Origin of the sequence: Candidatus Pedobacter colombiensis, from assembly GCA_029202485.1 — a bacterium.
In the GTDB taxonomy this organism is placed as follows: domain Bacteria; phylum Bacteroidota; class Bacteroidia; order Sphingobacteriales; family Sphingobacteriaceae; genus Pedobacter; species Pedobacter colombiensis.
On record CP119313.1, the window covers coordinates 1,906,821 to 1,919,971 of the forward strand.

Annotated in this window: 12 protein-coding genes; 9 read left to right on the forward strand and 3 right to left on the reverse strand. The window is 38.8% G+C overall.

Features of this window, described 5'->3' with window-relative positions; all coding sequences use genetic code 11:
* Positions 1-44: 44 nt before the first annotated feature.
* Positions 45-836, reverse strand: coding sequence for a DUF3575 domain-containing protein (locus P0Y49_08025; GenBank protein WEK21085.1), 792 nt, complete (start codon positions 834-836; stop codon positions 45-47).
* Positions 837-964: 128 nt separating this feature from the next.
* On the opposite strand from P0Y49_08025, the gene P0Y49_08030 reads away from it, so the two are divergent.
* Both P0Y49_08030 and P0Y49_08035 read left to right on the forward strand, forming a co-directional pair.
* Positions 965-1,552: a Crp/Fnr family transcriptional regulator gene (locus P0Y49_08030; protein ID WEK21086.1), complete on the forward strand. Its 588-nt coding sequence runs from the start codon at positions 965-967 to the stop codon at positions 1,550-1,552.
* Positions 1,553-1,613: 61 nt separating this feature from the next.
* Positions 1,614-2,015: a DUF983 domain-containing protein gene (locus P0Y49_08035; GenBank protein ID WEK21087.1), complete on the forward strand. Its 402-nt coding sequence runs from the start codon at positions 1,614-1,616 to the stop codon at positions 2,013-2,015.
* Here P0Y49_08035 and P0Y49_08040 read toward each other — a convergent pair.
* Positions 2,012-3,415 (reverse strand): MATE family efflux transporter, encoded by a 1,404-nt coding sequence (locus P0Y49_08040; GenBank protein ID WEK21088.1) that lies wholly within the window; start codon positions 3,413-3,415, stop codon positions 2,012-2,014. The genes P0Y49_08035 and P0Y49_08040 overlap by 4 nt on opposite strands.
* Positions 3,416-3,462: 47 nt before the next feature.
* The gene (locus P0Y49_08045; GenBank protein ID WEK21089.1) at positions 3,463-3,882 is read right to left on the reverse strand and encodes an acyl-CoA thioesterase; all 420 of its coding nucleotides are present in this window, start codon (positions 3,880-3,882) and stop codon (positions 3,463-3,465) included.
* Positions 3,883-4,060: 178 nt separating this feature from the next.
* Between P0Y49_08045 and rpsO the strand changes: the two genes are divergently transcribed.
* The 7 genes from rpsO (at position 4,061) to P0Y49_08080 (ending at position 13,151) form a co-directional block, all read left to right on the forward strand.
* Positions 4,061-4,339, forward strand: coding sequence for a 30S ribosomal protein S15 (gene rpsO / locus P0Y49_08050; GenBank protein WEK21090.1), 279 nt, complete (start codon positions 4,061-4,063; stop codon positions 4,337-4,339).
* Between the two features lie 115 nt (positions 4,340-4,454).
* Positions 4,455-6,605 (forward strand): polyribonucleotide nucleotidyltransferase, encoded by a 2,151-nt coding sequence (gene pnp / locus P0Y49_08055; protein ID WEK21091.1) that lies wholly within the window; start codon positions 4,455-4,457, stop codon positions 6,603-6,605.
* Positions 6,606-6,714: 109 nt separating this feature from the next.
* Positions 6,715-7,386 carry a ribulose-phosphate 3-epimerase gene (rpe, locus tag P0Y49_08060; protein ID WEK21092.1) on the forward strand — a complete coding sequence of 224 codons (672 nt, stop codon included), beginning with the start codon at positions 6,715-6,717 and terminating at the stop codon, positions 7,384-7,386.
* Positions 7,386-9,767 (forward strand): carboxypeptidase-like regulatory domain-containing protein, encoded by a 2,382-nt coding sequence (locus tag P0Y49_08065; protein WEK21093.1) that lies wholly within the window; start codon positions 7,386-7,388, stop codon positions 9,765-9,767. Before rpe ends, P0Y49_08065 begins: the two co-directional genes overlap by 1 nt.
* Before the next feature lie 50 nt (positions 9,768-9,817).
* Positions 9,818-10,882, forward strand: coding sequence for a 3-phosphoserine/phosphohydroxythreonine transaminase (gene serC, locus P0Y49_08070; protein ID WEK21094.1), 1,065 nt, complete (start codon positions 9,818-9,820; stop codon positions 10,880-10,882).
* 9 nt (positions 10,883-10,891) lie between these two features.
* The gene (locus P0Y49_08075) at positions 10,892-11,842 is read left to right on the forward strand and encodes a D-2-hydroxyacid dehydrogenase (GenBank protein ID WEK21095.1); all 951 of its coding nucleotides are present in this window, start codon (positions 10,892-10,894) and stop codon (positions 11,840-11,842) included.
* A gap of 64 nt (positions 11,843-11,906) precedes the next feature.
* Positions 11,907-13,151, forward strand: coding sequence for a DUF1015 domain-containing protein (locus tag P0Y49_08080; GenBank protein WEK21096.1), 1,245 nt, complete (start codon positions 11,907-11,909; stop codon positions 13,149-13,151).

Here is a 13,151-nt window from a genome sequence, read left to right on the forward strand (position 1 = left end):
TTGTACCACGATTTTTTATATACGTTGGTTTTTACCGTTTCAGATTAAAATCTGAAACCAATACTTAGGCCGGATCTTAATCCAGCCCAGGGACCATCAAAGTCAACTTTAGCACCTTCGCCGTTAACTGTAGATTTGGTTTTAACTAATGGAAGGTCTTCAAGATCTTTAAGTTGATCTCTTAACGCATTCTGTTCTTCAGGACTTAATGTTTTTTTACCCGAAATGCTTCCAGATGAAGTACCATAATTAGGACCTAAGATCCACCAATCTAAATAAACCAGTTTGCTTAGTTTCCATTGTGCACCAAAAAGTACACCTCCTGTAAATGTAGTTACATCACCACTAAGTGGCATTACATCTTTTTGAGTAATCGTTCCAACCGTTACTTCGTAATTATAAGGAACTTCCGCGCTGTACTTTGCATATCTTGCAAATGGGGCTATATAGAAGCCTCTGAAAACACTTTGTCCCAAATAGAATCTAACTTCAGGAGTAACAGCAAAGTTCCCTGTCTTAAAGTCTTTAATGCTGTTCCAGGTATCCTCATTGTCAATTAATTTTTCGAACTGGGATTTAAACGGAACACCGGATTTTGGGGCAAATCTTACACCTAGTGCCACAGCTATTTTTTTGCTAACGGCACGTTCATATTGGAAGGAGTAGTTTTTCATGGCAAGAGCTGCAACGTTCCATTTTACTAGGTTCTTACCTTCAGCTTCGCTTGAAGTTTCCTGAGTGGTTTTAGTTTTTTCTTGCGCATTTATTGTTCCTGCAGAACAGAAAATTAACACCAACGACGATAGTAATAGATTTTTAGTAAAGTTTTTTTGCATAATAGGGATTTAGAGTTTAAAAATTTTTCGGCGAAGTTACATTATATTCATAGTATTAAAAATACCCATGATTAGGTATTTTTAAACGCTATAGCTACCTTCGGTGAAGTTGAATGTTACCTGATCTTATGATTATAAAATACCTGCTAAGCAATAATTATCAGGCAGTTCATTATAAAAAAGGAGCTGTCATTTACCAACCTGGAGCAGAACCTAAAGCTGTTTACTTCATTAAAAGTGGTGAAGTGCGGATGGTTACCGTAAATGATGATGGAAAAGAATTTATTCAGGGTATTTTTAAAGCAAACCAATATTTTGGTGAACCGGCTTTACTTTTAGGTAAACCATATCTGGCTTTTACCATTGTGACCAGAGATGCTGAAATTATTATGGTAAACAAAAAAGATTTTTTTAATCTGATAGAAGAAGACCGCTCTTTTAGCATGGAGCTCATCAAAACTTTAAGCAATAGGTTATTTTACAAATCTATGATGCTCGAAGAATTGGCCAATGAACAGGCCGAACATCGTGTGAAAACATTGGTTGCTTACCTGCTTAAAAATCTGGAAAAAGGGGCTTCATTAGACATTACAAGGCAGCAATTGGCCGATATGAGTGGTTTAAGGGTGGAAACGGTGATCCGTATTGTAAAGAAATTAGCCGATGAAAAGGTGTTGAAACTACAGAGAGGAAAGATCATCAAAATGGAAATATGATCTACATCATAAATTGAAAATAGGAGGTTGCTTATCTTTGTACTAACATAATATAATAGATATGAAACCGATCTCAAAATTACAGGCAGTTGTAGAATGTAAATGTCCAAGATGTCGCGAGGGCGCTATTTTTTCAGGCAAGATCTATTCTTTTAAGGGACAAGGTACAAATGAGTATTGTCCTGTTTGTAACCTACGCTTTGAGCGTGAACCCGGATTTTTTTATGTAGCAATGTTTATTAGCTATGCAATGAATGTTGCCGAAATGATCACCATAAGTGTAGCCACTTATATCCTTGGAATTGCGCTGATTTACGAAAATCTATGGGTTTATGCAGGTGTTATTGCGTTAGGAGTGCTTCTATTTGCACCATTTAATTACAGATATTCAAGAATTTTCTTATTACATTGGTTAACTCCAGGTTTAGGCTATGAACCTAAACCTGAAGCATTAAAATCTTAAACTTTAACTGTTTTCCATTTCCCTTTTCTAAACAGGATGAAAGCCGCGACAGCAATGGCTGTTTCGGCTACAGGGATGGCGATAAATACGCCAACAGGACCTAAATCGAAATGTTTTGCGAGTAGATAAGCCAGGGGAATCTGGAACATCCAGAAGCCAAACAGGTTAATCCAGGTAGGTGTCCAGGTGTCGCCCGCGCCATTAAAGGTACTCATCAATACCATTCCCATACCGTAGCAGATATAACCCACACTCATGATTTGCAGCGCTTGTATAGCCGTTTCCTGAATCAATACATCATTGGTAAAGAAAGCAATAAAGAACCGGCCGCCAATAAAAGTGAATATCATCACGGATAACATGTAAATAACGATGTATTTCGCTGTTTTCATCACAGATTGCTCTGCTCTTTGCAGCTGTTTGGCGCCTAGATTTTGTCCTACCAGTGTAGCGGCGGCATTACTCATGCCCCAGGCAGGAAGCATAAAGAACATCATTAACCTCAAGGCAGTTTGATAACCCGCCGACCCATGGTCGCCCCCGGTGGTGGCTACAAGTTGTGCTAAAAATATCCAGCTGCAAGAAGCAATTACAAATTGGAAAATACCAGGGGTAGCAATTTTTAGTAAGGCCTTAATCTGCGCAAAATGTGGTTTTAAATAAGATAACTTAACTTTTAAAACACCCCTGCCACTAAATAAATGGTACAATTGGTAACATACACCAATGCCACGACCCATAGAGGTGGCCATTGCAGCACCTGTTAAGCCAAATGCAGGTATTGGTCCTACTCCATTAATCAGAATAGGGCATAGGATGATATTGGCGATATTGGCTATCCATAAGCTTTTCATAGCTATGGCTGCATTTCCAGCTCCTCTGAATATCCCGTTGATGAGGAAGAGTAGTACGATAATTACGCTTCCACCCATCATGATACGCATGAAAGGAGTACCCTGAACGGCAGTCTCTGCCGAAGCACCCATCAGCAGTAATATGTCTGTAGCGAAAACTAAGCCTATTGCACTAATAATGATATTGAAAGCTACTGCGATAAAGATGGCTTGCATACCTGCCTTTCCGGCAGCTTCAGGATTCTTTTCGCCAACCCTGCGGGCTACTACTGCTGTTGCAGCCATACTCATGCCAATAGCCAGTGAGTAAATAATGGTCAATACAGATTCTGTTAAACCTACGGTTTGTATGGCGTGACTGCTATTGTGTAAGTGACCAACAAAGTAGAGGTCGACCAATGCAAAAACCGACTCCATTGCCATTTCCAGCATCATTGGAATGGCCAGTAGGAGTACTGCTTTGCGTATGTTCCCTTGTGTAAAGTCGAGATCCTCGCCTTTAAGTGCCTGTTTTAAAAGAGTGAAAATCTGAGATAGCTTGCCCATGGCAGCTGTTTGTTCTTGTGGCATAAAAAAATGGAGTCCTTACAGGATTATATACTATAGGCTTTAATCATTTCCTCATTCACCTTGCAACCTCTTCCTGTTGTAGTATCGATCATTACATAATCAAACCAGCCATCAGAAGCCACTTTACCCGTACGTTTGTTCAGAATCTCAAACTGTACACGACAGCCTTTTTCATTAATTGTAAGAATTCCGGTGCGGATAAGGATAACATCACCCAAAACAAGGGGACGTTTAAATTCAACCAGCGCAGTACGAACTACCCAACCAAAACCACTTTTTAAAAAGGATTCCATTGGCATTTTATAAAATTCGGCCATTTGGTCGTAGCGGGCGGCTAGCACATAATCAAAGTATCTGCTATTGTGCACATGGTTAAACATGTCTATATCATCCGGACGTACTTTTAATTCACTCTCGAATATGCTATATTGATTTTTTTCCATGGAACAATTTTATGATGGAGCAAAAATATGATTTAGAATTTACTTATGTTTGGTACTTACCAGTATAATTAAAAGATGACATTGGATCAGTAATGATATATACTTGTTAATCTTTAAAACATACAGTATCTTTGCAGCAATTAATTAATTTTATACACAACTTTAGTATCATTCAAGAATGTATTTAAGTAAAGAAGTAAAAGCCGATATTTTCAAAAAACACGGCGAAGTAGAAACAAACACGGGTTCTGCAGAAGGTCAGGTAGCGTTATTTACATATCGTATTGCGCACTTAACAGAGCATTTAAAGAAAAATCGTAAAGATTTCTCTACTCAGTTATCACTACAAAAATTAGTAGGTAAACGCCGCGGTATTTTGGCTTATCTATTTAAAAAAGATATTACACGCTATCGTGCTATCATTAAGACTTTAGGTCTAAGGGATATCATTAAATAGTTAGCTTTTATCACAAAAAGCCATTCTTTCAGGATGGCTTTTTTACTTTGAAAAGTAAAAAACATATATAAACAAGGTGCGTCGAAAGAGGAAAATGCACCACAACTATTATTAAATGAATGTAATAAAAAAATCGTTCGATCTGGGCGATGGAAGAACAATTGAAATTGAAACAGGTAAATTAGCTAAACAGGCTGATGGTTCTGTAGTTGTTAAAATGGGTGATACCATGTTATTGGCCACTGTAGTATCTACAGTTGGTGCAAAAGCAGGGGTAGATTTTTTACCTTTATCGGTAGATTATCAAGAGAAATATGCTGCTGCAGGGCGTATCCCGGGTGGTTTCTTACGTCGTGAGGCTAGATTATCAGATTATGAAGTTTTAATTTCTCGTTTGGTTGACCGTGCTTTACGTCCGATGTTCCCTGAAGATTATCACTCAGATACACAAGTAATGATCTCTTTGATCTCTTCTGATAAAAATATAATGCCTGATTGTTTAGCTGGTTTAGCGGCTTCTGCTGCTCTTGCGGTTTCAGATATTCCTTTTAACGGACCTATCTCTGAAGTACGTGTAGCTAAAATTGATGGTAAATTGGTAATCAACCCTTATGTAAGCGATTTAGAGCGTGCAACAATGGATTTCCTTGTTGCAGGTACTGAAAAAGATATCGTAATGGTGGAAGGTGAATGCGATGAAATCTCTGAAACTGAAATGGTTGAAGCGATTGAATTTGCACACAAAGCTATCGTTATTCAGGTTCAGGCTCAGAAAGAACTTGCTGAATTAGTTGGTAAAACAGTAAAACGTACTTATTCTCATGAAAACAGTAACCCTGAATTAAGAGAGCAGGTATTTGCTGCTACTTACGATAAAGTATATGCTGTTGCAAAAAGCAATACTAGCAAAGGTGAGCGTGGTGAGGCATTTGCTAATATTTTAGCAGAATTCGTACTTACTTTAGGTGAAGAAGTTGATGAGGTAACTAGCTTCCTGGCTAAAAAGTATTTCCATGATGTACAGTATGATGCTATCCGTAATCTGGTATTGGACGAAGGAATTCGTTTAGATGGTCGTGATGTGCGTACAGTACGTCCAATCTGGAGTGAAGTTGGTTATTTACCTGCTGCACACGGATCGGCTGTATTTACACGTGGTGAAACACAATCATTAACTACGGTTACTCTAGGTTCTAAAGATGATGAGCAAATGATTGATGGAGCTTTCATCAATGGATACAACAAATTCTTATTGCACTATAATTTCCCTGGTTTCTCTACTGGCGAGGTTCGTCCGAACAGAGGAGCTGGTCGTCGTGAAATTGGTCACGGTAACTTAGCAATGCGTTCATTGAAAAAAGTATTGCCAGGATTGGAAGAAAACCCATATACCATTCGTGTCGTTTCTGATATCTTAGAATCTAATGGTTCTTCATCAATGGCAACTGTTTGTGCTGGTACTTTAGCATTAATGGACGCTGGTATTAAAATCAAAGCTCCGGTATCGGGTATTGCAATGGGGTTAATTACTGATGAAAAATCTGGTAAATATGCAATCCTTTCAGATATTTTAGGTGATGAAGATCACTTGGGAGATATGGACTTTAAAGTTACTGGTACTGAAAAAGGTATTGTAGCTTGTCAGATGGACTTAAAAATCAATGGTTTGAAATGGGAAGTGTTAACTAACGCTTTAAATCAAGCCAAAGAAGCTCGTTTGCACATCTTGAATGAGATGAAGAAAACAATCTCTGTACCTCGTGAGGATTACAAAGATCATGCTCCACGTATCGTTTCATTAAGTATTGATAAAGAATTTATTGGTGCCGTAATTGGACCAGGTGGTAAAATTATTCAGGAAATGCAACGTGAAACCGGCGCTTCAATCTCTATCGAAGAGGTTGGTAACAAAGGTATTGTTGAGATCTTTGCTGATAATAAAGCTGCAATTGATGCTGCTGTTGGCCGTATCAACGCCATCGCTGCTAAACCGGAAATAGGTGCTACTTATGATGGTAAAGTAAAATCAATCATGCCTTTCGGTGCATTTGTTGAAATCATGCCAGGTAAAGATGGTTTATTGCACATCTCTGAGATTGCATGGGAGCGTCTAGAGACTATGGATGGTGTATTTAAAGAAGGCGATAAAGTTCAGGTTAAACTTTTGGATATTGATAAACAAGGTAAGATGAAGCTTTCAAGAAAAGCATTATTGCCTCGTCCTCCAAAACCGGAAGCTGCACCTGCAGAAAATAAACCAGCTTAATTAAGCATGGTTTAAAATATAAAATGCTTAAAACCCCGCAATTTGCGGGGTTTTTTATTTACATGGGTTATTTATTTATATTTACAACGTAAACAAGGCCTAGAAAATTATGAAACATCTAATTGCTCCTTCCGTACTTTCAGCAGATTTTGCAAACTTGCAGCGTGATATTGAAATGATCAATTCAAGTGAGGCTGATTGGTTTCATGTGGATGTAATGGATGGGGTATTTGTGCCTAATATTTCTTTTGGATTTCCGGTAATGGAAGCCATCAAAAAATATGCAAAGAAGCCTTTGGATGTACATTTGATGATCATTAATCCTGATCAGTATATAGAACGATTTGCTGCTGCAGGTGCAGCTGTAATTACAGTGCACTATGAGGCATGTACACATTTACACCGGACAGTGCAAGCGATTCATGCTGCGGGCTGTAAAGCCAGTGTAGCATTAAATCCTCATACCCCTGTAGCTTTACTTAAAGACATATTAATAGATTTGGATATGGTGTTGATCATGTCGGTAAACCCAGGTTTTGGTGGACAGCAATTTATTCCCAATTCTCTTCGTAAAATTGCTGAATTAAGGTCGATGGCTGCCCAGGTAAATCCGGATTTAAAGATAGAAGTAGACGGAGGCATCAGTATTCATAATACGAGTCAGTTGCTGCAAGCCGGGGCCAATGTTCTGGTAGCAGGAAATGCAATCTTTGCTGCGGATTCTCCAACCCGAATGATTGCAGAATTGAAACAAATTGAGGGCGGCATACTAGAAAGTTAATGCTCAGAGCCCGCCTGTTGCTATTTGCTGTTTTACTAGGGGTTACGCAGTTAAGTGCGCAACCGCTGATAAAAATATCGGGTTTAGTGGTCGATGAAGCCAAACATCCTTTGCAGCAGGTGACAGTTACTATATTAGGGCAAAGCCAATCCACAGTAACTGATGTTCATGGCGCTTATCATATCTATTCGAGAAGTAAAACCTTTACCTTAAAATACACACTTTTGGGTTACAATCCTGTGTTGGTAAATGTTAGACAGGATAAGGCTGGTCGGATTGTGCAGAATGTTACCTTAGGTATTAATCCAAACGAGCTGGAGCAGGTTACCATTACCAATAAACAAAATCAGCTGAGCAATAGCATTACCATAAACATTAATGATGTGACCTCATTGCCTTCTGTGTCAGGGAATTTTGAGAGCATTCTGAAAACGCTACCAGGGGTGTCACCCAATAATGAGCTGAGTGCCCAATATAGTGTTCGTGGAGGTAATTTTGATGAGAACCTAATCTATGTGAATGATATAGAGATCAACAGGCCGGTTCTGGTTAGAAATGCCCAGCAGGAAGGATTGAGTTTCATAAACAATGATCTGTTGAGCTCAGCAAAGTTTTCTGCTGGTGGTTTTGAGGCCAGGTATGGTGATAAGCTATCCTCTGTATTGGATGTAAGGTATGATCGGCCTGATAGCAGCACGGCCATTCTGAATGCCGGTTTACTTGGGGTATCCTTTAGCTCAAAAATTGTAAATAAAAATAGTTACCTGCTGGCTGGAATAAGGTATAAGAACAACACTGGGATATTAAGTAAACAGGATAGTAAAGGTGTATATACACCAAATTTTACAGATGCACAGGTGATCTACAATTATGATTTATCTGATAAATTGAGCTTAAATTTATTGGGTAATTTTAACAGTGGAACATTTAAACTGATCCCGGAAAGTCGGACCACAGAGTTTGGTACCTTAAATGCTACTATGCGTTTAAATGTAGATTATTCCGGTGATGAAAAAGATAATTATCAGACTGCTGGAGGGGCAGTAACTTTAAGGTTTATCCCCAAACCAAATTATGTAATGAAATGGATAAACAGCTATTTCAAGACTGATGAAAAAGAACATATTGATCTGGAAGCGGCCTATGATTTTTATAAGGGAGGTTTAGTTGCCGGAAACCAAGCCGGACATTGGGGAACAGGAGGTTATACCAACTTGGCCATGAATGCGCTTACTTCCCAGAATTTTAGCTCCGAGTTAAAGGCAGATCAGACCTTTAAAAGCCATACTTTTTCGTGGGGAATAAGGTTTGAACAGAAGAATTACAATGATAATTTAAATGAGTATAGTTGGGCAGAGTCGATCGGTTCCGGACCAAATCAGCCACGGAATTTTTATCAGGATAACAACATTAATGTACAAAATAAGCTAACCATCAGGTATTATACTGCATATGCACAGGATAGCTACCGTTTATCGGCCAATACAGATCTGCAGTTGGGGTTAAGAGGGAGTTATAACGATTTAAGTAGTGAGATTTTGTTAAGTCCGCGGTTATTGCTGGCTTACCGACCTGCCAGTAACAATAAGATATTTCGTTTTACTGCCGGGGTATACCAGCAGGCTCCTGATTATAGAAGCATCAGAGATTTTAGTGGGGTACTGAATTTAAATCAAAAAGCACAGCGTGCTTACAATACCTCTGCAGGACTGGATTATGCATTTGATGGACTTGGTACACGTTTAAAGTTTAGCTCGGAAATTTACTTTAAATATCTGGATAGGCTAATTCCTTATATGATCGATAATGTACGGATCAAATACCTGGCTACTGAAGAAGCAAATGGTTACACTTATGGCGCTGATTTTGGTATAGGAGGGGAATTTGTGAAGGACTTACTATCCTATTTCAGACTTTCGGTAATGCAGGCTAGTCAGGATATTAAGAATGATACTTACGGCTCTATGAAACGTCCTACAGACCAACGGGTAAACTTCTCCGCTTACTTTCAGGACCGCTTATTGAATAGTCCGACTTATAAGGTGCATTTAAGTCTGCTTTACGGATCTAAATTGCCTATTGGATCGCCGCTCATACAGCGATATTCGGATGATTTTCACATCCCAGCCTACAAGCGGGTAGATATTGGTTTCTCAAAAGATTTTTTAGATGATTTCGCAGTAAAAAAATCAAGCTTTTTAGATAAATATTTTAGTTCGTTTACCGCATATGTTGAAGTATTTAATTTGTTGAATATCAATAATACGGTTTCTTATTTATGGTTGAGAGATATGGATAACGTACAATATGCTGTTCCTAACTACTTAACAAGCAGGAGACTTAACCTGAAATTGGTGGTTAAGTTTAAAAAATCGAAATGATAAACGGCTTAAAAATGTTACATTTACAAGCAATAAAACTACTATAAAAAATGAGACACAATTTCGGCGCAGGACCCTGTATTTTACCTCAGGAAGTATTCAAGCAAGCATCAAGGGCTGTTTTAGATTTCAAAGACGGCCTGTCTATCCTAGAAATTTCTCATCGCACATCAGAATTTGAAGGTGTTGTTGAAGAAACTGGAAAATTGGTTAAAGAATTGTTAAATGTTCCAGCCGGTTATTCCGTTTTATTTCTACAAGGAGGCGCTAGCTTACAATTTGCCATGGTACCAATGAACCTACTACCAGAAGGTAAATCGGCAAGCTATCTGGAAACAGGTGTTTGGGCTAATAAAGCCATTAAGGAAGTAAAATTCTTCGGAAAAGCGAATATCGTTGCTTCTTCAAAAGATGCGAACTATACCTTTATTCCAAAAGATTATAGTATTCCTGAAGACAGTGCCTATTTTCATTGCACTTCAAACAATACCATTTATGGAACAGAAATGTTCAATTTGCCTGAAACTAAAGTTCCTGTAGTTTGTGATATGTCATCTGACATCATGAGCCGCGTGATTGATGTTTCGAAATATGATCTGATCTATGCAGGTGCACAAAAAAACATTGGCCCGGCTGGTTTAACTATTGTTATTGTTAAAGATGAGATTTTAGGTAAAACAGGTAGAGGAATTCCTTCAATGCTGGATTATAAAGTTCATATTGATGGAGGATCTATGTACAACACACCACCGGTATTTTCTATCTATGTGGCGATGTTGAACCTTAGGTGGTTAAAATCTAAAGGGGGTGTTGCGGAAATTGAAAAGGAGAATATCGCAAAAGCAAATGCTTTATATGCAGAGATTGACAGAAATCCTTTATTTAAAGGTACCTGTGCAGTTGAAGACCGTTCAAGAATGAATGTTTGCTTTGTAATGGAAAACCCTGAACTGGAAAAACCTTTCTTGAAATTTGCTGAAGAGAATGGTATTGAAGGTATAAAAGGACACAGAAGCGTTGGCGGTTTTAGAGCATCAATGTACAACGCATTGCCAATTACTAGCGTTCATGCCCTAATAGAATTAATGCAGATTTTTGCAGAGAACCACAAATAAAATAAATTAATGATTAAAATACTTGCAAACGATGGGATTGATCCTATCGGTAAAAAAATATTAGAAGAAGCCGGTTTTGTGGTGGATACCGAAACTGTTCCTCAGGATCAATTGGTTGAAGCTTTAAAGAACTATGATGGTATTACCGTTAGAAGTGCGACCAAATTACGTAAGGATTTGATAGACCAGGTACCCAACTTAAAACTGATTGGTAGAGGTGGAGTAGGAATGGATAACATTGACGTAGAATATGCCCGTAGTAAAGGTATTGCTGTAGTAAATACACCTGCTGCTTCTTCATTATCAGTAGCTGAACTTGTTTTTGCACACTTGTTTACCGGTATCCGTTTTTTACAGGATTCCAACAGAAAAATGCCTGTTGAAGGTGCTACTAAATTCAATGCTTTGAAAAAAGCATATGCTGGTGGTGTTGAACTACAAGGTAAAACTATGGGTATTATTGGTTTCGGTCGTATTGGTCGTGAAACTGCTAAAGTAGCTCTTAGATTAGGGATGAATGTATTGGCCTATGATCTTTACCCTGCTGAAGGTACTTTACCTTTAACTTTCCAAGGCGGTGTTTCTGTTGAGATTCCTTTCAAAACAGTATCGTTGGATGAAGTGATTGCAAACAGTGATTTCATTAGCTTACATACTCCTTTTGCAGATAAACCTATTTTAGGTGCTGAAGAGTTTGCTAAGATGAAACAAGGTGTTGGTGTGGTAAACTGTTCCAGAGGTGGTACTATTGACGAGGCTGCTTTAATTGCTGCTTTGGACAGTGGTAAACTTGCTTTTGCTGGGTTGGACGTGTTTGATAACGAACCTACTCCGGATGCCGCAATTTTACAGCATGCAAAAATATCATTAACGCCTCATATTGGTGCTGCAACCAATGAAGCTCAGGAACGTATAGGTACTGAACTGGCTTCGTTAATTATTGAGCACTTTAATAAATAAGTAAAGTTTAAAGAAGGGTACCCGATGAATAAATTGGGTGCCCTTTTGTTGTTTAAAACCAAATATGCCCTGTATTAAACCTTTCTGCGCATTTATGCCCGCAGTGTCTTTACAATCGTTGGTTGTGACGCGTCCGCTTGAAAATTACAGTACGGGTGAAGCCAGATTAATTGCTTCCGAAAATGCTTGTAGTTTTCTTCATTTGATTGATCCGGAACTGGATAATCCATACTTGCGCGGCACAAGGCAGGAACTCATCTTTAAAAAGATTAGTGAGAACTTAGAAGGCTTTATAGAGCAAAAATATTTGGTTCAACAAGATACCCCTTCCATTTATGTTTACCAGGTAAAACACAATGGTTTGGTTCAGACAGGAATCTGGACGCTCACCCATATTGATGATTACCTGGAGGGCAGGATAAAAAAACACGAATCTACGGTTGAGCGCAGGGAAAAACTACTGGCCGATTATCTCCAGCAAACAGGTTTGGATGCCAATCCTGTATTGGTTACTTATCATCCGGATGCAGTTATTGATAGGATAACGAAGCAATATTTACAGTTAAACCCTAATCTTAATTTTACTTTCGCGGATGGCACTGAACATAAAATCTGGGCCATTTCTGATGAGGAAGATCTGACCGCTCTTGTAGCCGCATTTGCCCGGATGCCTGCTGTTTATATTGCAGATGGGCATCATCGTGCTGCATCTATGGCAAAGATGGGCCTGCAAAAGAAAATGCTTAATGCAGCTAAGCACAATGGCACTGAAGCTTATAATTATTTCAGTACGGTTTACATGAATACCAATGAGGTAAAGGTGCTGGAGTTTAATCGGTTGGTACGGGATATCGGAACTTTAAGTGCAGCTGAGTTTATCTCGGCCTTGAACAGTTCATTTATTGTTGAAAAATCAGCTGTACCGGTGAAACCTGATACTTTACATAAAATTAGTATGTACTTTGATCATCAGTGGTATGTACTTAGTCCAAAGCCCGGAATGTTTGATGAAAAAGATCCTGTTGAGGTACTTGATGTCAGCATTTTGCAAAATCTTATACTTGGACCCATTTTAAAAATCAATGACCCGAGAACGGATGCGCGGATTACTTTTGAGGGGGGAAGGACCCCTATAGCAGAATTGCAAACCAAGGTAGATAACAGCTTGTTTGCGGTAGCTTTTGTATTGTATCCTACTTCTGTTGCACAAGTGATCGCCGTAGCCGATGCAGGAGGAGTAATGCCGCCAAAATCAACCTGGGTGGAGCCTAAGTTTTTGGTGGGCTTGCTGACCAGCTATTTCAACTAG